This window comes from Chitinophaga japonensis, assembly GCF_007830125.1.
In the GTDB taxonomy this organism is placed as follows: domain Bacteria; phylum Bacteroidota; class Bacteroidia; order Chitinophagales; family Chitinophagaceae; genus Chitinophaga; species Chitinophaga japonensis.
In genome coordinates this window covers 170,778-189,167 of record NZ_VLLG01000003.1, presented here as the reverse complement: position 1 = coordinate 189,167, position 18,390 = coordinate 170,778, and the positions used below count along the sequence as shown (strand labels likewise).

The window sequence follows — 18,390 nt, the reverse complement described above, 5'->3', positions numbered from 1 at the left end:
TTAACAAAACATATAGTATTATACCCCTTTTATGTAATGAAAACTAACGATTAATACATTATATTTACATTTTTACTAATGCCAGCTAAATATTCCAGACTTGCCCGTATTGCTATATTACCTTTCATTGCCGTTTATTTACCTGGTATCGCTCCTGCCATTTCCGCTGCTTTACTTGTTATCAGACACTGTATACCTGCTGCTGTATTACGTGCTGGGCTACCGTAAAAAAGTAGTGACGGAGAACCTGCGCAATGCCTTCCCGGGAAAAAGTGAAACGGAAATAAAGCAGACCGGCAAAGCATTCTACCGCTACCTCTGCGACCTGTTCCTGGAAACCTTTAAAACGCTGACCATCAGCAGGCGTTCCATGGTAAAGCATTGCAGCTTTCACCCGGATACCGTGGCACTCTTTTCCAAGCTGGCGGCGGAAGGAAAAAGCGCCATCCTGGTAATGGGGCATAAAGGCAACTGGGAATGGGCGGGCAATACGTTCAGCATACTTTGCTCCCAGCAGCTATATGTGATCTATCACCCGCTGGCCAACCCGCATTTCAATCAACTGGTGTATAAAATGCGTACCCGCTTCGGTACAAAGCTCATTGCCATGCAGGACACCTTCCGGGATATGGTGGCCCACCGCAATGAAGTAAATGCCACTGCTTTCATAGCCGATCAAACGCCACAGCCACAAAATGCGCACTGGATGAACTTCCTGCACCAGGATACGCCGGTATTCAAAGGCACGGAAAAGATCGCGCAGAAGATGAACTGCCCGGTGGTGTATGTTACCGTACAGCGTGTAAAAAGAGGGTATTACACCGTTATGGCCAGGCTGTTGTTCTCCACGCCCAAGGCCACACAGGATGGCGAGATCACGACTGCGCACACGCAGCAACTGGAAGAAGACATTATAGCGCAACCGGCTACCTGGCTGTGGTCGCACCGGCGCTGGAAACATAAACGCACTCAAAGCACCGTACCTGCAATATGATGTTACAAGGTAAAGAACTGATACTGGCTACCAAGCCATTTGCCCAGGAAATCAGATACAAGAGCTGGATCTACACGGTTTCTACGTTATTACTGTTGCTATTATCACTGGCAGGTGCGCTGCTGCTGCCGCATTTCTTACTTCAACTGGCGTGCAGCGTACTGGCAGGGCTGCTGATCGTGCGCATGTTCGTGATCTATCATGATCACCAGCACCACACCATCCTGCACCGCTCCCCGCTGGCCAACGCCATTATGACGGTATTCGGGGTGTATGTGCTGGCGCCCACCAGTATCTGGAAGCGTTCCCATGATCATCATCACAAACACAATTCCAAACTGTTCAGCGCCGACATCGGCTCCTATCCTGTTTTTACGCGGAAGAAATTCCTGTCGCTGGCGCCGGCCCGGCAGCGGGCTTACCTCGCTACCCGGCATCCGTTGACGATCACCTTCGGTTACCTCTCCATGTTCCTGCTGGGTATGTGCCTGAAATCTTTTTTAAGCAGCCCGCGCAAACACCTGGATGCCCTGCTGGCGCTGGTGCTGCATATAAGCGTGTCTGTAGCAGTGCTGTTGCTGCTGGACTGGCAGAGCTGGCTGCTGTTCATCTTTATCCCTTTCTTTATTGCCTGTGGCATAGGAGCTTACCTCTTTTATGCGCAACATAATTTTCCCGGCGTATCATTCAACAGTAACGAGGACTGGTGCTATCATGAAGCGGCGCTGCTATCGTCCAGCTACATTAAAATGCACCCGGTAATGGCCTGGTTTACCGGCAATATCGGCTACCACCATATTCACCACCTGAATGCGCGTATCCCTTTTTACCGGCTGCCGGAAGCTATGAAAGCCATACCGGCGTTGCAGCAGCCCAAAACCACCTCGCTCCGTTTCAGGGACATCCGCGCCTGTTTCCGGTTAAAAGTATGGGATGTGGAAACGCAGCAAATGGCCGGGGTGAAATGAGCAAGGGGCATTGTTAGTTGAGGAATATTTTCCTATATTGAGCATAAGCTCCAATTAACTATGAAAAAGATATCCCTGGTGATCATCACCTTCCTGTTAACCATCCTTTTCATTTACGCACCCACAGTAAAAGCGCTGGAATACGGCCGTTTCATTGACTCCATGGGACAGTCTCCCCTGCTGGCAGGCATCAGCAAGCCGTTGCTGGCGCCCGTTGTACTGGGTGTGGAATACCTGATCGTAATACTGCTGAATATCCCGGCTACCCGCAGGCTGGGGCTGTACGCATCTTTTTTCGTGATGCTCACCTTCAGCGTGTACCTGGTCACCCTGTTCTATTTCTTTGACAACATTCCCTGCTCCTGCGGAGGCATCCTGGGATACATGTCTTACCCCACGCATATAGCGTTCAATATTTTCTTTACGCTGTTGTCGCTGGCGGGGATCTTCCTTAGCAGGAAGCCGGATACAAAGCCAGGGCTGCAGGTAGTAGTATAGCCTTATACCAGCAGTTTGTTATCTATCGCGCACTTGACCAGCATCGCGGAATTCCGGGCATTCAGCTTGGCCAGTAAGTTCTTGCGGTGGCTGTCTACGGTCGTAGCGCTGATGAACAGCTTCTCCGCTATTTCCGGGTTGGTATAGCCTTCCGCGATCAGCGGCAGTATTTCTTTTTCGCGGCGGGTGAGATGCGGATGCCGGCCGGCCGCACCGTTGGTTTCCTCCCTGATAGCCTCCGAAGCGTCAAAGGACAGGTAGGTTTTTCCTGCATGTACCGTGTGGATGGCGCGCAGCAGTTCCTCCTTGTCTGCATTCTTCAGCACATAGCCGCTGGCGCCGCTGTCCATCATACCGCATACATATTTCTTTTCCTTGAAAAAGCTCAGGCCCAGCACAATAATGCCCGGGTACCTGGCTTTGACGGCGGCACAGAGGTCAATGCCGCTGATATCGGGTAGAATAGTGTCCATGAGTATTACATCGGCAGGGTGTTGGGTTAAAAAGGACAGGCAGGAGCGGCCGGTCCGGGTGTGGCCTACCAGCTCAATATCGGTTTCATAACGGAGCAGGGAACGCAACCCTTCCAGCACTAATGGATGGTCATCTACGAAATACACGCGGATCATGGTTATTTTATTTACAGTAAACTATTTTGGCACAGTTAACCGGGCTAATCAGGAATACAGGTTTAGATTTTAGATTACTACAGTAATATAGTGAAAAGGCCCCTATTTTCAGCAATTCTTTGCATACTGGATAAGATACAGGGAATCAGTGCAGCCTCACGACAGCAACAGGCAGCGGTCCCAGGCCGGCTCCGTATCGCCGTCCACGGAGGCGATCAGCGCCAGTCCCACGCCGGCAATGCCTTCCAGCAGATTATAGCTGTTCACATATTCAGGATGGCTGTAGAACTTAAAACCAGCCAGGCCATCCTGCCAGGTATTCATGGTAAGGGTTTCCTGCGTCCAGTGCGCAGCGCCCTGCAGCAGCATCGCATCGTCGGCGCCCAGGTAGGCGCGGCGGTATATGTGCGCAATACCGGCGCTGCCATGGCACAGGCAGGCATCATGCACGCTGCCGTTCTTGTTGTTGCGGTGCTGCAAGGTATATTCAAAAATGTCACGGGCGGCCTGCAGCCAGTCCTCCCGGTGGAGGCGCCGGCCGGTATTCCACAAGGTCATGGCAATGCTCAGGTCTCCATAGCACCAGCCCAGGCGGCTTTGCATGCCGTTGATGGCTTCCCGGCGCATGCCCACCATTGAAGGGTATAAAGAGGTATGCGCTCCCTCCGGTGGATTACGCACGGCCAGCAGCCAGTCCACGCTGTGGGCTATCAGCGGCAAGGTAACGTCCGTAGCAATCCCTTTTTCATGAATCATTCCCAGGATGGTAATGATGGCGGGCATGCCATGCGCCAGTCCCAGGTTAAAGCAGTCCCGCTCCCACAGTTCCTGGCTGGTGCGGGAAAAATGATCTTTCCAGCTTAGTCCCGTCTCCTGCACCACGGCCGCTTTTTCCAGTTGGGCCACCACGCTCCGCAGGTATTTTTCCGCGGCAGGATGCGGCAGGCGTTCCAGGAAGTACAGGGTGGTGCCCAGGCCCTGGTGCAGGAAATCGTAGTTATTGTCGCGCAGGTCCGCTTCCATGAAATTGCCGAGAATAGCATCCGCTTCTTCAAAAATGTCCTGCATGCCTTCTCCTTCTGCAAATCCCGCCTGTATCAGGTGCTGAATGCACCAGGCGATGCCGGAAACCCCGCTGCAATGGGACAGGGGCAGCTCCTGCTCCGACAAGGCTGCGATGCTCCTGAGCAGGACGTGGTGCACATTTTCCAGGTGCTGTTTTTTACCGGTTAACTGGTAATAGTAGGCGTAGAATAATGCAGCCCCACTGTAGCCGCCCAGCAGGCCGGGGTGGCCTTCGTCTGTTCTAATAAATCCGTCCAGTACCTGGCTGATGTCCTGTATTACCTTGCGGGTTTGCTTTGCATTATTCATAACGTATATGGGTTTAAAATAACAGCAGCACAAACGGATCTGTGCTGCTGTTAAAATACGGATTACCAGTATTATTTTTCACCAATATGCCGGTTTTTAAAAACGGCAGGAGTCTTCGCTGCACACTTCAGCACCCTGGCTGATATCGTTGGTGCAGATGCGCAGGCTGCAAAGCACGCTGCAGGTACCGGCAGTGGCAGCCATGCCGCCTTTCAGGACGCCCTGTTTGGACTGGCTTAAGCTGGCAATTTTAATTTTGCCCAGGCTCAGTTTTTTTGCTGTTTGCTTTTTCATTCGTTACTAATTTTTGATTAGCGGTTTCATCCGGATACGGTTTACAGGCGCTTCCGATCCTGCATGCCATTAAAAGATGCAGGAATCTTCGCTGCAAACGGGAGCGCCCTGGCTGATGCAGTCTATCTTAATAGAGATAGAGTAAGCTACGCCGCCTTTCAGCGCGTCCTGCTTGGTTTTGTTAAGGCTGGCAATTTTTACTTTGCCCAGTTGTAATTTCTTTGAAGGTTGCTTTTTCATAATCTCCAGGTTTTTGTTGTGATTGATGATAGGTGATCACCGGAACTGGTCCGGCGGCGGAGGGGTGGTACATGGCCGCGTAGGGCAAAGTACACTGCAGGTGGTCTGGAAAGTCAGTATGCCTGCACCTCCTTTTACCAGGTCCTGTCTTGCATGGCTAAGGCTGGCAATTTTTACTTTGCCCAGGCTCAGTTTTTTTGAGGGATGCTTTTTCATGTTTGCTGTTTTTAATATTCGTTGCGCTCCGGCGGAGGAGGGCATTTATACAGGCTGCAGCCGGTGTAGGTAGGAGCAGCCCCGCCTTTTTTAGTTTCCTGTGCAGCATTGCTCAGCTTGGCGATCTTGATCTTTCCGAGGGACAATTTCTTTTCCATTCTCTTTTTCATGGTTAAGACAGTTTTAGATTTTAAAAAATAAGGGACGCCTCATATGTCAGCATTCACAACATGAATGCTCATATCAGATGTCCCCCGTTAAATGATACAAAACGAATTTCCGAATGCCTTAAAAGTAACTAAAAATACAGGTCGGCCTTCTCACGGAAAAAGGGGATTTTTTCTGCTCCCCTCATGCGGTCCGGTGGCAGCCGCCGGGAAATATCCCTGTTTCAGGGGATATTGGTCTTTATGCAAATACGGTAATTTCCATTTTTCAATAACAGGTGTGTCCATGATAACCGCTAAAGATTTTTACCTGGTAAGAACCCCGCTTTTACCGTTACGCTTCCTGGATCAGTTCCGGGATATTCCCTGGCCCCGGTTGCACGACCGGTTGAAGCATGTTTTCACTGACCCGTATTTACTGGAAGCCATTTACATAGCATCGCCGGAACTGTACCAGGAGCTGCAGAAGTGGCAGGAAGGCCTGCTCACGGGCGAAAAGGAAGAGAACAAGCTGGCGGCGGCCTTATTCCGCTACCTGCTGCGCATGTGCACGCGCTGCACGCCCTATGGCCTGTTCGCCGGCTGCGCCACCGGGCAGTTCGGCCCATCCACCCGAGTGGTGCTGGATGCTGTAACGGCGCATAAAAAACACTGCCGGCTGGATATGAACTATGTAGCGGAACTGGCCGCTATGATCACGCAAATACCGGAGATACAGCAGCAGCTCACCTACTTTCCCAATAACTCCCTGTACCGCATGGCCGACACTTACCGCTATGCGGCGTTCACTATTAAAAACAAATTCCGGCACTATGATCTTACCGCTGTAAACAGTACGCCCTACCTGGCCAGTATCCTGCATACCGCCGCGCAGGGCGCCACCCTCCGGGAGCTGGCGGACTGTATTACGGACGAGGAGATTACAGGGGAGGAAGCAGCGGAATTTATACAGGAGCTGATAGAAAGCCAGTTGCTGCTGAGCGAGCTGGAACCCACGGTGACCGGCGAAGAGTTTTTTGACGTGCTCACCCGCAGGCTGGAGACATTGCAACATACCCGCCCGCTGACAGATACGCTGCACAATATCCGGCAACTGCTGCAAAACCCGGATGCCAGCATTGATAAGTACCTGCAAACGCATACCCTGGTAAAAGGACTGCTGCCGGATACCAACAGCAAGGACCTGGTGCAGACCGACCTGTTCCTGTCCACGCAGCACAATACCATCAGCCATGCCCTGGTAGCGGACATACAACAACAGGTTATTCCCCTGTGGAAGCTGACCCGGCTTAGCAACAATACAGACCTGCAGCAGTTCTGCAACGCTTTCCGGGCGCGTTATGAAGAACAGGAAGTACCGCTGGTGCTGGCCCTGGATACAGACGCCGGTATCGGGTACGCGGGATACAGCGGCGGCCATGCAGATCATACCCCGCTGATAGACGATATCCACATACAACGGCCGGCCGAGAACAACACCGTTCCCTGGAGCAAGCTGCACGATTTTCAACTGAAAAAGCTGCACGAGTGCCTGCGCAACGGGCAGACAGAGATCGTGCTGACAGATGCCGACCTGGACGAGCTGAAAGAAACAGATACCCCGGAGATCCCGGACAGCCTGTACCTGATGGGCAGCATCCTGGGCAGCAGCGCGGCCGCCATAGATGCAGGCGACTACCGCTTTGAGCTGAGCAGTTGCGGCGGCCCCTCTGCGGCCAACCTGCTGGGCAGGTTCTGCCACGGCGATGCCCTGCTGGCGGACAAGGTGCAGGACTGCCTCCGGGAAGAGGCGCAAAGCCAGCCGGACTGCATTTACGCAGAGATCATACACCTGCCCGAAGCCAGGACAGGCAATATCCTGCTACGCCCGCAGCTCCGGGATTACGAGATCGTATACCTGGGCAATGGCAGCGTTCCCGCCGAACGGCAGCTCCCTTTGTCGGACCTGCTGGTAAGCGTGCAGCAGCAGCGCGTAGTGCTGCGTTCCAAAAAATTCAATAAAAGGGTGATCCCGCGTTTAAGCACGGCGCATAATTACCGCGCCGCCGGCCTGCCGGTATATAAGTTCCTGTGCGACCTGCAGTACCAGCAGCTCCATACCGGGCTGTACTGGCAATGGCACAACCTGTCCCGGGAGCCTTTCCTGCCCGGGGTACGCTACGGGAAGATCATCCTGGACAGGTGCAGGTGGACCTTACATAAGAAAGATTACCCGGAGTTGAATACCAGCGGTAAAAAGAGCGCCGCCGCCATGCAGTACCCCGGCCTGGCGGAAAAGATACGGGCGCAACTGCAGTTGCCGCGTTACCTCGTGATTGCAGAAGGGGATAATGAATTGTTCATTGATATGGACAATGAAGCCTGCCGGCATATACTGCTGTCCACCCTCGTAAAAAGAGAGCAGCTCGTGCTGCAGGAATTCCTGGGCACCGCGGACCGCTGCTGGGTGGAAAGCCCCCTGGGCCGCCATACCAATGAAGTGATCATTCCCATGAAAAGCACCGCGGTAAAACGAGCCGCCAGCGGCCCCGCCGGCGACCATCAACAACTACCCGCCCGGCGCTTTACTACCGGCAGCGAATGGCTGTATGTAAAAATATACTGCGGCACCAGCAGCGCGGAAAAGCTGCTGAAAACCGCGATCAAGCCCCTGACCACTACCCTGGTCAGCGAAGGCGTGATCGACAAATGGTTCTTTCTCCGTTACTCCGACCCGGAGCACCATATCAGGATACGCTTCCATCACAGCACGGATCCTGCGTTCTGGAAAACCGTACTGGAACAACTGCATACCGCACTGCAGCCCCACCTGGACAGCGGCCTGGCCTATAAGCTGCAAACCGATACCTACGAGCGGGAAATAGAACGTTACGGCGCCCGCACCATGGAGCTGAGCGAGGATATCTTTTACTACGACAGCGTAGCCGTGCTGGACTGCATAGACCTGCTGGAAGGAGAAGAAGGCGAAACCTACCGCTGGTTGCTGGCGGCCCGCGGCATCGACATGCTGCTGCAGGACGCCGGTTATGCGCTGCCCGCCAAAGCAGCATTGCTGAAGCAGATGCAGCAGGGCTTTTTCCGGGAGTTTGGCGGCGATAAATCCCTGCAACAACAGTTGAATGACAGGCACCGCGCGCACATGCGGCAACTGGCCGATATACTGAACCCGGAGCAGGATGCGGAGAATGGCATTGAAGAAGCAATAGCCATTTTTACCCTGCGCTCCATGCGGACCAGCGCCGCCTTGCAGCAGGCCGGGCTGCCGGTGGACGAGCAGCTTTCCAGCTACATACACATGTTCCTGAACCGGATGCTGCTATCCAACCAGCGCAAGCATGAGTTGGTGATCTATCACTGCCTCAGCAGGCACTATGATTCCCAGCTAGCCATTCTTAAAAACCAGTCTAAGCAATTACCCGCCAACCATGGCCTTTCCAATTTATAAACAACTGGCAGAGATGGACTGCGGCCCCACCTGCCTGCGCATGATCGCCGAACATTACGGGAGAGCCTATGCGCCTGAAAAGCTGAACCGGCTCACCCGCATGAACCGGGAAGGCACCTCCCTGCTGCGCCTGCGCAGGGCGGCGGAAAAAATAGGCTTCAGAACGCTGGCCGCCGCCGTCACCTTTGAGCAGTTGGACAATGAAACGCCACTGCCCTGCATTGTGCTGTGGAACCAGAACCATTTTGTGGTGATCCCCCCGCAGGATTACTCCGGCGCCGATCCCCGGCAGCAAATACTGGTGGCCGACCCGGAAAAAGGGCTGGTGCAACTGGACAAGGCCGCATTCCTGGAGTGCTGGCTGGAAAAGGACAGCGAGCAGGGGGTAGTGCTGATGCTGGAGCCCGCTAAACGCCCAAAGCTGAAAGCTAAACGCTGAATGCGTTCTGCGTTGAGCATTCAGCGTTTAGCGTTTTTTATTATCTTCCGGGCTCATTCAGTAACCGATCATACAATGGGAAAATTCCACTTTATCCTTACCTGCCTGGTAACTATGCACAGCTTCCCCGCAGCGGCGCAACCGCCGGTGCGCCCTATACGGCTGAACCAGTGCGGATACTACCCGCTGGCAGATAAAATTGCAGTAGTGGCAGGCGCCACACCCTCCACTCAATTTTTTATCCTGGACGCCAACGGGCAGGATACCGTGTACACCGGCCAGCTTGGCGCGCCGGTAACATCCGCCAATTCCTCCCTGAGCACCCGGAAGATCGATTTCAGTGATCTTCAAAGAACAGGTCATTACATCATAGCCGTACCCGGCCTGCCGCCCTCCTACCCTTTCCAGGTACGCCCGCAGACGCATTACGCAGCGGCGGCCGCCTTGCTGAAAGGCTATTATTACCAGCGCGTATCCATGCCGCTGGAGGCCACCTATGCGGGCCGCTGGGCACGGCCGGCCGGGCACCCGGACACCGCCGTGCTGGTGCATCCTTCCGCAGCCACCACACAGCGCCCGGCGGGCACGGTCATATCCTCACCCGGCGGCTGGTACGATGCCGGCGATTACAACAAGTACATCGTGAACTCCGGTATTACCATGGGCACCCTGCTGGCAGCCTACGAAGATTTTACCGCTTATTTTGATACGCTGCACACCAACATACCGGAAAGCCGCAACGGCATACCGGACATCCTGGACGAAACGCTGTACAACCTCCGCTGGATGCTGACCATGCAGGACCCGTATGACGGCGGGGTATACAACAAGTGCACCAACGCTTCCTTTGACGGCATGGTGATGCCCGGCGTTACCAAAGCGCCGCGCTATGTAGTACAGAAGGGCACGGCCGCCACGCTGGACTTTGCGGCTGTGATGGCGCAGGCCGGCCGCGTTTACCGCCGTTTCAACAAGGAGCTGCCGGGGTTGTCCGACTCCTGCCTGCAGGCCGCCATCCGCGCCTGGCAATGGGCGGAGCAGCACCCCGCGCTGGCGTATGACCAGGATAAAATGAACCGGCAGTATTCGCCGAAGGTCACTACCGGCGGCTATGGCGACCGGACCTTTACAGATGAAAAATTCTGGGCCGGCGCAGAGCTGTTGGCCAGCACCGGCAGGCAGCAATACTATGATGCCATCGCTCCTTATTTGTCTGACAGCCTTTCCCTGCCCTCCTGGGCCGGCGTGCACCTGCTGGGCGGCTATACCCTGCTGCGGTTTGCAAAACAATTACCCGGCCGGCATGCTGCAGCCCTGCAGTCGCTGAAAGCACGCTTCATCCGGCTGGCGGACACTTACCTGCCGCATGTGGCCGGCAGCGCCTTCCATACGGTAATGGGAAAAAGCCGGCGGGACTTTATCTGGGGCAGCAGCGCAGTAGCCGCCAACCAGGGCATTGTGCTGCTGAATGCTTACCTGCTTACAAAAGACCGCAAGTACGTGGACAACGCGCTCACCAACCTGGATTACCTGCTGGGCAGGAATGCCACCGGGTATTGCTTTGTGACCGGCATCGGCAGCTATGCCACCATGCACCCGCATCATCGCCCATCCATAGCAGACGGCATTGCAGACCCGGTACCCGGTTTACTGGCCGGCGGCCCCAATCCCGGCCGGCAGGACCAGTGCCATTATGACCATACCGAACCGGAAACCGCGTATTCGGACACGGATTGCTCCTTTGCCAGCAACGAGATCGCCATTAACTGGAATGCGCCGGCCGTATACCTGGCTGCCGGCCTGGAAGCCCTGCAGCAGCGGGCCGGGTATGTAAAAGATTAATACGGCTCAGGCGAATTATTACATAATTTAGCGGGAACGGAAGCGTTTATACATTATTACATGCATCTATTATTTAATCCATCGCACATGAACTTTAGCATAACACGGATGAAAAGTATACTGGTATTGGCGGTGCTTATTTTCCCCCTTGCCTTGCATGCCCAAACCACGCTCTCCGGAGAGCTGGCTGACGAGTTTTCCACCCGCGTGGCCGAACGGTTCCAGCCCGGGACGGATGCGGCTACCGTATTTGTAGCAGATCAGTTGTCGCGCAGCGGCTCCGGCGGGCTGGAAATAGATAAAACCATGATGGAGCTTAAGAAAGATCCTGCTGCGCTGGATGCAGCCCTCAAATATCTCTACCAGTACAGCAACTGCAACCGGCAGGAGCTGATCGGTAACCTGCGCACCATGGGCTTTTCCAACAACAGCGTCTATGCATTGGCTACCTATACCGTGAACAAGTATAAAGGAGAGGCCAAAGCCCTGCAGGAGGAAAAAGCCGAGCTGGAAAGAACCGGGCAGATCGCAAAAGTACGCCCTCCCGTACGGATGGCCACCGACGCTACCAATGCCGCACCGGCTACGGGAGCAGCGCCTGCCGCCGCCGGCAACACCGGTGCAGCACCTGCTGCCGGGGCTACTGCTGCTGCGGCAGCTACACCTGCGGAAGACCCCTTCAACTGGGATGTGCGCAACATCTTCCCGCTTTCCAAACCGGAACAGTTGATAGCCATGTACGGCAAGGAGCATGTAGCCATACGCGCCATGGAAGACCTGGAAGGCAATGAGCTGGGACAGGGCTATTATATTTTCCCCGACTCCCCGAATGAAATGGAAGTGTTTTTTGCCGGCGACAGCGGCAAGATCATCACCTTCACGCAGGAGCGCTCCAAATGGAAATCCCCCTTTGGCATTAAAGTGGGCGACCCGCTGGAAAAAGTGGTAAAGGTCAACGGCCGCGATTTCAGGATCAACGGTTTTGAATGGGTGAACAGCGGCGCGGTAGATAGTTGGGAAGGCGGCGCGCTGGAAGGAAAGGGCGTATCCATCATTTTCAAGGCCATCAATACCGGCGATCCCAAGCTGTACAATCCCGTAACCGGCGACAAAAAAATAAAAACCGACATGTCTGTGCTGAAAAAGCTGGGCGTAGTGGTGGAGAAAGTGTCTTTCAATACCATGCCGCAGCAATAGCTGCCTTACAGCGCGATCTCGCTTTGTAAAAATTCAATGAACCGTTGCAGGTATTCCGGCGGCTGCGGGTGGACCAACGTAGCAGCATAGTGCGTTCGTTTCAGGCCACTCCGCCCGATCTTCACCGCTTTCAGCATTCCTTTTTCCAGGTAAGGATGTACGGCCCATTTGGCCATCACCGTAATGCCCATGCCGGCCTTCACCATTTCCACTGCGGCCTCTGTTAACGGCAGCACGATCACTTTCTGCGGCGATACTCCCGCCGGCGCCAGCAGGTACTGGTGCACGGTGACCGTTTCCATCGGCAGGGAATGTATGATCAACTGCTGTGTGGCAAAATCCTCCGCAGCCACGAATTTCTTTTTTACCCAGGCATGCGTATCCGGCACTACAGCCACCATTTCATCCCGGAACAGCTCCCGGTAGGAGATGTGCTGGTCCTTCACGGGATCGCTGGTAATGGCTACATCCAGTTGCCCGGCCAGCAATTTCTGCAAGGGGTGGTGCGTGGCTTCCATCACAATATGCAGGTCTATATTCGGGTACACCAGGTGAAAGGCTTTCATCAATGCCGGCAGCCAGTGATAGCTGGTATAGCATTCCGTACTGAGCCGGATCTCGCCGGACTCCCCGTATATCAGTTTTTGGATCTGCGTTTCCGCATCTTCCATCCGGGACAGGATATCATTCGCCAATGCGTACACTTTTTCACCCGCTTTTGTCAGCACCATCTTCTTGTTGATCCGGTGAAATATTTTAGCGCCCAACTGGTACTCCGCCTCCCGCAACTGGTGGCTTAAAGCAGGCTGGGTAAGGTGCAGCTTGTCAATGGCTTTGGTAATGCTCCCCTCCTCCACAATGGCCTTGATCAGTTTCAGTTGTCTTATCTCCATACAGCGGTAAAATTACAAGTTCCCGGCCTGGGTCAGTATTAAAAATCCCGATGATGATCATAAATTCTTTGAGTTGGTGGACCGCCCTCCTCCTGCTTAGCTTTGCCGGCATAAAAACTTTGAGATGATGTCTGCACAAATTCAACATTACGAAAACAAGCTGGCTTATGAAATGGATGCCGCCGACCTGTTTGAAGCGCTGAACAACGGTGAGCGCATTATAGTAATAGACGCCCGCAGCACCGAAGGCTACGAGTTGGAGCATATCCCCGGTGCAGTCAGCCTGCCGCACCGTACCATGGACGCCGCCACTACCGCACACCTGGACAGGGATGTGTTGTATGTGACCTATTGCGATGGCATTGGTTGCAATGCCTCTACCAAGGGCGCGCTTAAACTGGCCCGGCTGGGTTTCCGGGTAAAAGAGCTGATGGGCGGGCTGGACTGGTGGAAAAGGGACCAGTATACCACCGCCGGGACTGCCGGCATAGCGCGTAAAATGGGGATCACCTGCTTTTGTTAGCGGAAGCAGTGCGTATTTATTTGCCCGTAGTGTACATGGCCGGCCGGCGTTCCAGGCGGCCATTCCCGTGGTATAGTATTTGTCGCCCGGCCTTATAAAACCATGCAAGTATGAAAGCAGCAGTTTTCCACAAACCCGGCGACATCAGCGTTGATCATGTACCTGACCCGGCTATAACAGCCACGGAAGATGTGATACTAAAGGTGACCGCTACTGCTATTTGCGGTTCCGACCTGCATATTTATGACGGCTTCTTCCCGCAGGTAAAAGACCTGGTAATGGGGCACGAGTTTATGGGTATTGTAGAAGAGGTGGGCGCGGGCGTTACCAACCTGCGCGTGGGCGACCGGGTAGTGGTGCCTTTCCCGGTAGCCTGCGGGCATTGCTTCTTTTGCAATCACGGGCAGGTAACGCATTGCGAAAACTCCAACCCGGAATACTACGGCCCTGACGGCAACCTGCTGAACAACAAAGGCGGCGGGCTTTTCGGCTATACGGATATGTATGGCGGCTACGCCGGCGGACAGGCGGAATATGTGCGCGTGCCTTACGCTAATTTCGGGCCGCGCAAAGTACCGGACAATCTTACGGACGACCAGGTGCTTTTCCTGACAGATATTTTTCCTACCGGCTGGACCGCCATTGACTGGGGACAATTGAAAGGCGGGGAAACCGTTGCTATTTTCGGTTCGGGGCCGGTAGGGCTGATGGCGCAGAAAGCAGCCTGGCTGATGGGCGCCGGCCGGGTGATTGCCATTGACCCTTTGCCCTACCGCCTGCAGATGGCCCGGGACCGCAACCGCGTGGAGGTGCTGAACCCGCATGAAACAGATGTAGTGGAAGCGATCCGCAGCATGACCAACGGCCGCGGCGCCGACCTTTGCGTGGATGCCGTGGGCATGGAAGCCGAGCGCTCCTTTATGGACAGGATGAAAGCCGTAGTAAATGTGGAAAAAGGCACGGATAAAGTATTGGAGCTTTGCTTCAGGGCCGTGCGCCGGGGCGGCACCGTAACGGTAGTGGGCGTGTACGGCAGCCCGTATGATAACTTCCCCGTTCACCGCATCTTTGATAAAGGTCTTACCCTGCACTTCGGGCAGGCCAACGTGCAAAAGCACATCGATCATCTTTTCTCACTGGTGCAGGAAGGAAAAGTAACGCTGAATGATATTGTTACCCACAGCCTGCCTTTGCAGGATGCGTCCCATGCCTATCATATTTTCAAGCATAAGGAAGAGGATTGCGTAAAGGTGATATTAAAGCCGTAAACAGCAGCACAGGTACAGTGGCAAAGCCGGTAGCACAAATGTGTTACCGGCTTTGCATTTTTTCGCCTTTTGTAATATAAATTTGCTAAATCGTTTTACGATTCATAAATTGGTCCCGATTTTTTACACGTCAACAATGGTATCTATTATGTGATCTAAACACTGCAACATGATAAGGTAAAACAACAAGGAGAAGGGACAAGGGACAATGTAATCAACCAAACATTTAATGTTATTCTACGTATTTAACTGCTAATTAATTATCAACCTATCAAACAACGATTATGAAAAGATTACTGGTCTTTTTATCGCTATTCTCATGCCTGTACCTTACGGCATTTGCCCAAAATAAGCAGGGAATATCGGGAAGCGTAAAAGATGCGGAAGGGAATCCGCTGCCTGGTATTACCGTTATTGAAAAAGGCACAACGAATGGCGCCGTAACAGACGGCGCCGGCAACTTTAGCCTGCAGGTAAACCCGGACGGGGTGCTGGTGCTGTCCGGGATCGGCTTTTTCACACAGGAGATAGCCGTAGCCGGCAAAACCGCCGTGGACATACGCATGGCGATCGACAACAAAAACCTCGGTGAAGTGGTGGTGACTGCGCTGGGCATCAAACGCGAGAAAAAATCACTGGGCTACGCCCTCCAGGAAGTGAACGGCGAAGCGCTGGTCAATGCCAGGGAGTCCAATGTGGCCAATGCCTTGTCCGGCAAGGTGGCCGGCCTGCAGGTGATCCGCTCCAGTAACGGCCCTGCAGGTTCTTCCAAGATCGTCCTGCGCGGCAACAACTCCCTCACGGGCTCCAACCAGCCGCTGATAGTGGTGGACGGTATTCCCATGGATAACTTTACCGGGGCAGAGAACACTGACTTCTGGAACCCTTCCAGGGACATGGGTAACGGCCTGGCCGATATCAACCCGGAAGACATTGAAAGCATGTCTGTGCTGAAAGGCCCGGCTGCGGCGGCGTTGTACGGTTCCCGCGCGGGCAACGGCGTGATCCTGATCACCACCAAGACCGGTAAAAAACAGAAAGGGCTGGGCATCACCTACTCTTCCCAGCTCGGTTTTTCCGAAACCTTTACCACGCCGGAAATGCAAAGCGCATTCGGGCAGGGCACGGAAGGCGTGTTCGATCCCATTTCCGAGCAGAGCTGGGGCCCGCAGATCACCGGCCAGCAGGTAACGGACTGGCAGGGTAAAAATGTGAGCCTGGGCGCGCACAACAACCTGAAAAATTATCTCAACACAGGCGTGAACGTGAAGAACACCCTGTCCTTCCAGCAGCAGGTAAGCGAGGCCACCTCCCTGTATACTTCCATCACTCACCTGAATGATAAAAGTATCATACCGGGCACCAAGCTTACACGTACCAACCTGACCACCCGCGCGGTATCCCATTTCGGCGCCGCCAAGCGCTGGACCACCGACGCCAAGGTGCAGTACATTAATTCCAAAGCCGTGAACAGGCCGCAGAACGGTGTGAACAGCAGCAACGTATTCAGCACCCTGTACATGCTGCCCGTGAGCCTGAACATAGAAGATTTCAGCGCCGCTAAAAGAGAGAACGGCAAAATGCTGTGGTATGGCAGCAGCAACCGGGTAAACCCCTACTGGAGCTCCCAGTACGACCTGAACGAAGATGCCAGGGATCGCTTCCTGATGGCCGGTTCCGTGAAATATGACTTCACCTCCTGGCTCAACGCCGAACTGAAAGGCGGTGCGGACATTTACACCACCAATTTTGAAGCAAAAAGATATGCCGGCAGCCCTTCACCTGCTAACGGCAGCTACAGCAACGGCAAGGAAACCTTTACCGAAACCAACTACAGCGCTTTGATCAATGCTCACCAGGACAACCTGTTCGGCAAACTGGGCGGCGCCGTATCACTGGGCGGTAACCTGATGCGGCAGAAGAGAAGCAAGCTGAGCGCCGATGCGGGCGAGCTGCAGATCCCCGATTTCTTTGCCATCAACAACGGCAAAAACAACCCGACCGTTACTGAAACCTTCCGGGAAAAAAGGATCAACTCCGTATACGGTACCCTGGGACTGAACTGGGACGCTTACTGGTTTATAGACGCTACCTTCCGTAACGACTGGTCCTCCGCGCTCAGCAAGGAGAACCGCTCTTATTTCTATCCTTCTGTAAGCACCTCCCTGATCATTACGGACATGATCAGCCGCCTGGGCGGGGAAGCGCCTTCCTGGATATCTTACGGTAAGGTGCGCGCCTCCTACGCGGAAGTAGGTAATGACCTGGACCCTTATGAGCTGTATAATACCTACGAAGTGAGCAAAGACCCCAACGGTAATACCGTTGTGAAAAGAAAGGCCGTGCTCTATGATCCCAATGTAAGAAGCGAATTGATCCGGTCTGTAGAAGTAGGTGCGGAAGCCCGCCTGTTCAACAACCGCGTAGGCCTGGACGTAGCCTGGTATAAATCCAACGCTACCCGCCAGTTGATCAATCTTCCCATGGACCCGCTGAGCGGCTACTCCTCCAAAAAGATCAATGGCGGCGACATCCAGAACACGGGTGTGGAACTGATGCTGAACGCCCGCGTACTGGACAAGCCGCAGGGCCTTTCCTGGGATGTGATGGTGAACTACTCTAACAACAAGAACACAGTGAAGGAAATAGGACAAGGTATTTCCCAGTACTCCCTGGGTGGCTATGATGACGTGCAGGTGTACGCCGTAGCCGGCGAACGGTATGGCGAAATATGGGGCACCGGCTACCAGCGCGTAACCGATGAAAGCAGCCCTTACTTCGGTAAGATCATCGTGAACGAGAACGGCCTGCCCCTGGCCACTTCCAGTAAGATCAGGCTGGGCAACCAGCAGGCCAGCGGCTTACTGGGCGTTACCAACACCTTCTACTACAAGGGCGTATCCCTGGGCTTCCAGGTAGATGCGCGCTTTGGCGGTAAGATGTTTGCCGGCTCCCTGTCTGCCATGCAGCGGACCGGTACCGCGGCATCCACGGTAGTAAACGGGCAACGTGAAGACATCTTGGTAGATGGTGTGGTATACGATGCGGATACCAAAACCTACAGCCCCAATACGCAGGCGGTGTCCCCGCAGCAATACTGGGTGAACGGTATCGGTATCAACAACGTGGGCATTGTGGAAGCAAACATATACGATGCCTCCAATGTGCGCCTGAGGAATGTGCAACTGTCCTACGCACTGCCGGCCAAGCTGCTGTCAAAAACGCCCATCCAGCGCGCCAGCATCGGCTTCTCCTGCAACAACGTATGGCTGATATCCAGCCACATGCACGGTATCGACCCGGAATCTGTGTACGCTACCAGCACCAATGCCGTTGGCTTTGAGAATGGCAGCGTGCCTACGTCCCGCACCTTCCTGTTTAACTTATCCGTTAGTTTCTAATC

Annotated in this window: 17 protein-coding genes; 10 read left to right on the top strand and 7 right to left on the bottom strand. The window is 54.2% G+C overall.

Annotation, left to right across the window (positions count from 1 at the left end):
* Positions 1 to 100 precede the first annotated feature (100 nt).
* From LX66_RS09785 to LX66_RS09775, 3 genes are read left to right on the top strand one after another with little or no spacing between them, the layout of a single operon-like run.
* Positions 101 to 994 carry a lysophospholipid acyltransferase family protein gene (locus LX66_RS09785; protein WP_145712474.1) on the top strand — a complete coding sequence of 298 codons (894 nt, stop codon included), beginning with the start codon at positions 101 to 103 and terminating at the stop codon, positions 992 to 994.
* Positions 991 to 1,962, top strand: coding sequence for a fatty acid desaturase family protein (locus LX66_RS09780; RefSeq protein WP_244620356.1), 972 nt, complete (start codon positions 991 to 993; stop codon positions 1,960 to 1,962). Before LX66_RS09785 ends, LX66_RS09780 begins: the two co-directional genes overlap by 4 nt.
* A gap of 60 nt (positions 1,963 to 2,022) precedes the next feature.
* Positions 2,023 to 2,460, top strand: a complete 438-nt coding sequence (locus LX66_RS09775; protein WP_145712471.1) for a MauE/DoxX family redox-associated membrane protein — start codon at positions 2,023 to 2,025, stop codon at positions 2,458 to 2,460.
* 2 nt (positions 2,461 to 2,462) lie between these two features.
* Here the strand turns inward: LX66_RS09775 and LX66_RS09770 are convergent, their stop codons facing one another.
* From LX66_RS09770 to LX66_RS28145, 6 genes are all read right to left on the bottom strand, one after another.
* Positions 2,463 to 3,089 carry a response regulator gene (locus LX66_RS09770; RefSeq protein ID WP_145712468.1) on the bottom strand — a complete coding sequence of 209 codons (627 nt, stop codon included), beginning with the start codon at positions 3,087 to 3,089 and terminating at the stop codon, positions 2,463 to 2,465.
* Between the two features lie 156 nt (positions 3,090 to 3,245).
* Entirely contained in the window at positions 3,246 to 4,463 is a 1,218-nt protein-coding gene (locus LX66_RS09765) for a lanthionine synthetase C family protein (protein ID WP_145712465.1), read from the bottom strand.
* A 96-nt stretch (positions 4,464 to 4,559) separates the two neighbouring features.
* Complete coding sequence (locus tag LX66_RS09760; RefSeq protein WP_145712462.1) at positions 4,560 to 4,757, bottom strand: class I lanthipeptide; 198 nt, start codon at positions 4,755 to 4,757, stop codon at positions 4,560 to 4,562.
* Positions 4,758 to 4,826: 69 nt separating this feature from the next.
* Complete coding sequence (locus tag LX66_RS28150; RefSeq protein ID WP_158642591.1) at positions 4,827 to 4,997, bottom strand: class I lanthipeptide; 171 nt, start codon at positions 4,995 to 4,997, stop codon at positions 4,827 to 4,829.
* A gap of 36 nt (positions 4,998 to 5,033) precedes the next feature.
* Entirely contained in the window at positions 5,034 to 5,213 is a 180-nt protein-coding gene (locus LX66_RS09755; RefSeq protein WP_145712458.1) for a class I lanthipeptide, read from the bottom strand.
* A gap of 11 nt (positions 5,214 to 5,224) precedes the next feature.
* Positions 5,225 to 5,383, bottom strand: a complete 159-nt coding sequence (locus tag LX66_RS28145; RefSeq protein ID WP_158642590.1) for a hypothetical protein — start codon at positions 5,381 to 5,383, stop codon at positions 5,225 to 5,227.
* Between the two features lie 283 nt (positions 5,384 to 5,666).
* Between LX66_RS28145 and LX66_RS09750 the strand changes: the two genes are divergently transcribed.
* From LX66_RS09750 to LX66_RS28355, 4 genes are all read left to right on the top strand, one after another.
* The gene (locus LX66_RS09750) at positions 5,667 to 8,825 is read left to right on the top strand and encodes a lantibiotic dehydratase (protein WP_158642589.1); all 3,159 of its coding nucleotides are present in this window, start codon (positions 5,667 to 5,669) and stop codon (positions 8,823 to 8,825) included.
* A complete protein-coding gene (locus tag LX66_RS09745; protein WP_145712453.1) occupies positions 8,806 to 9,264 on the top strand; it encodes a cysteine peptidase family C39 domain-containing protein in 459 nt (152 codons plus the stop codon). The genes LX66_RS09750 and LX66_RS09745 overlap by 20 nt, the downstream gene beginning before the upstream one ends.
* 75 nt (positions 9,265 to 9,339) lie before the next feature.
* Entirely contained in the window at positions 9,340 to 11,106 is a 1,767-nt protein-coding gene (locus tag LX66_RS09740; protein ID WP_145712451.1) for a glycoside hydrolase family 9 protein, read from the top strand.
* An 87-nt stretch (positions 11,107 to 11,193) separates the two neighbouring features.
* Positions 11,194 to 12,303, top strand: a complete 1,110-nt coding sequence (locus LX66_RS28355; protein ID WP_211366158.1) for a hypothetical protein — start codon at positions 11,194 to 11,196, stop codon at positions 12,301 to 12,303.
* A 5-nt stretch (positions 12,304 to 12,308) separates the two neighbouring features.
* On the opposite strand, the gene LX66_RS09730 is transcribed toward LX66_RS28355, so the two are convergent.
* Positions 12,309 to 13,196: a LysR family transcriptional regulator gene (locus tag LX66_RS09730; protein ID WP_145712448.1), complete on the bottom strand. Its 888-nt coding sequence runs from the start codon at positions 13,194 to 13,196 to the stop codon at positions 12,309 to 12,311.
* 124 nt (positions 13,197 to 13,320) lie between these two features.
* Here LX66_RS09730 and LX66_RS09725 point away from each other — a divergent pair, with 124 nt between their 5' ends.
* The 3 genes from LX66_RS09725 to LX66_RS09715 all read left to right on the top strand — a co-directional run bounded on the left by LX66_RS09725 (position 13,321) and on the right by LX66_RS09715 (position 18,388).
* The gene (locus LX66_RS09725) at positions 13,321 to 13,719 is read left to right on the top strand and encodes a rhodanese-like domain-containing protein (RefSeq protein ID WP_211366155.1); all 399 of its coding nucleotides are present in this window, start codon (positions 13,321 to 13,323) and stop codon (positions 13,717 to 13,719) included.
* A gap of 110 nt (positions 13,720 to 13,829) precedes the next feature.
* A complete protein-coding gene (locus tag LX66_RS09720; protein ID WP_145712446.1) occupies positions 13,830 to 14,987 on the top strand; it encodes a zinc-dependent alcohol dehydrogenase in 1,158 nt (385 codons plus the stop codon).
* A 284-nt stretch (positions 14,988 to 15,271) separates the two neighbouring features.
* Positions 15,272 to 18,388, top strand: a complete 3,117-nt coding sequence (locus LX66_RS09715; protein ID WP_145712444.1) for a SusC/RagA family TonB-linked outer membrane protein — start codon at positions 15,272 to 15,274, stop codon at positions 18,386 to 18,388.
* The last annotated feature ends 2 nt before the right edge of the window (positions 18,389 to 18,390 follow it).

Excerpts from the sequence above, each read along its gene's own strand:
- LX66_RS09780 (WP_244620356.1), top strand. The coding sequence starts at position 991 with ATGATGTTACAAGGTAAAGAACTGATACTGGCTACCAAGCCATTTGCC.
- LX66_RS09775 (WP_145712471.1), top strand. The coding sequence starts at position 2,023 with ATGAAAAAGATATCCCTGGTGATCATCACCTTCCTGTTAACCATCCTT.
- LX66_RS09770 (WP_145712468.1), bottom strand. The coding sequence starts at position 3,089 with ATGATCCGCGTGTATTTCGTAGATGACCATCCATTAGTGCTGGAAGGG.
- LX66_RS09765 (WP_145712465.1), bottom strand. The coding sequence starts at position 4,463 with ATGAATAATGCAAAGCAAACCCGCAAGGTAATACAGGACATCAGCCAG.
- LX66_RS09760 (WP_145712462.1), bottom strand. The coding sequence starts at position 4,757 with ATGAAAAAGCAAACAGCAAAAAAACTGAGCCTGGGCAAAATTAAAATT.
- LX66_RS28150 (WP_158642591.1), bottom strand. The coding sequence starts at position 4,997 with ATGAAAAAGCAACCTTCAAAGAAATTACAACTGGGCAAAGTAAAAATT.
- LX66_RS09755 (WP_145712458.1), bottom strand. The coding sequence starts at position 5,213 with ATGAAAAAGCATCCCTCAAAAAAACTGAGCCTGGGCAAAGTAAAAATT.
- LX66_RS28145 (WP_158642590.1), bottom strand. The coding sequence starts at position 5,383 with ATGAAAAAGAGAATGGAAAAGAAATTGTCCCTCGGAAAGATCAAGATC.
- LX66_RS09750 (WP_158642589.1), top strand. The coding sequence starts at position 5,667 with ATGATAACCGCTAAAGATTTTTACCTGGTAAGAACCCCGCTTTTACCG.
- LX66_RS09745 (WP_145712453.1), top strand. The coding sequence starts at position 8,806 with ATGGCCTTTCCAATTTATAAACAACTGGCAGAGATGGACTGCGGCCCC.
- LX66_RS09740 (WP_145712451.1), top strand. The coding sequence starts at position 9,340 with ATGGGAAAATTCCACTTTATCCTTACCTGCCTGGTAACTATGCACAGC.
- LX66_RS28355 (WP_211366158.1), top strand. The coding sequence starts at position 11,194 with ATGAACTTTAGCATAACACGGATGAAAAGTATACTGGTATTGGCGGTG.
- LX66_RS09730 (WP_145712448.1), bottom strand. The coding sequence starts at position 13,196 with ATGGAGATAAGACAACTGAAACTGATCAAGGCCATTGTGGAGGAGGGG.
- LX66_RS09725 (WP_211366155.1), top strand. The coding sequence starts at position 13,321 with ATGATGTCTGCACAAATTCAACATTACGAAAACAAGCTGGCTTATGAA.
- LX66_RS09720 (WP_145712446.1), top strand. The coding sequence starts at position 13,830 with ATGAAAGCAGCAGTTTTCCACAAACCCGGCGACATCAGCGTTGATCAT.
- LX66_RS09715 (WP_145712444.1), top strand. The coding sequence starts at position 15,272 with ATGAAAAGATTACTGGTCTTTTTATCGCTATTCTCATGCCTGTACCTT.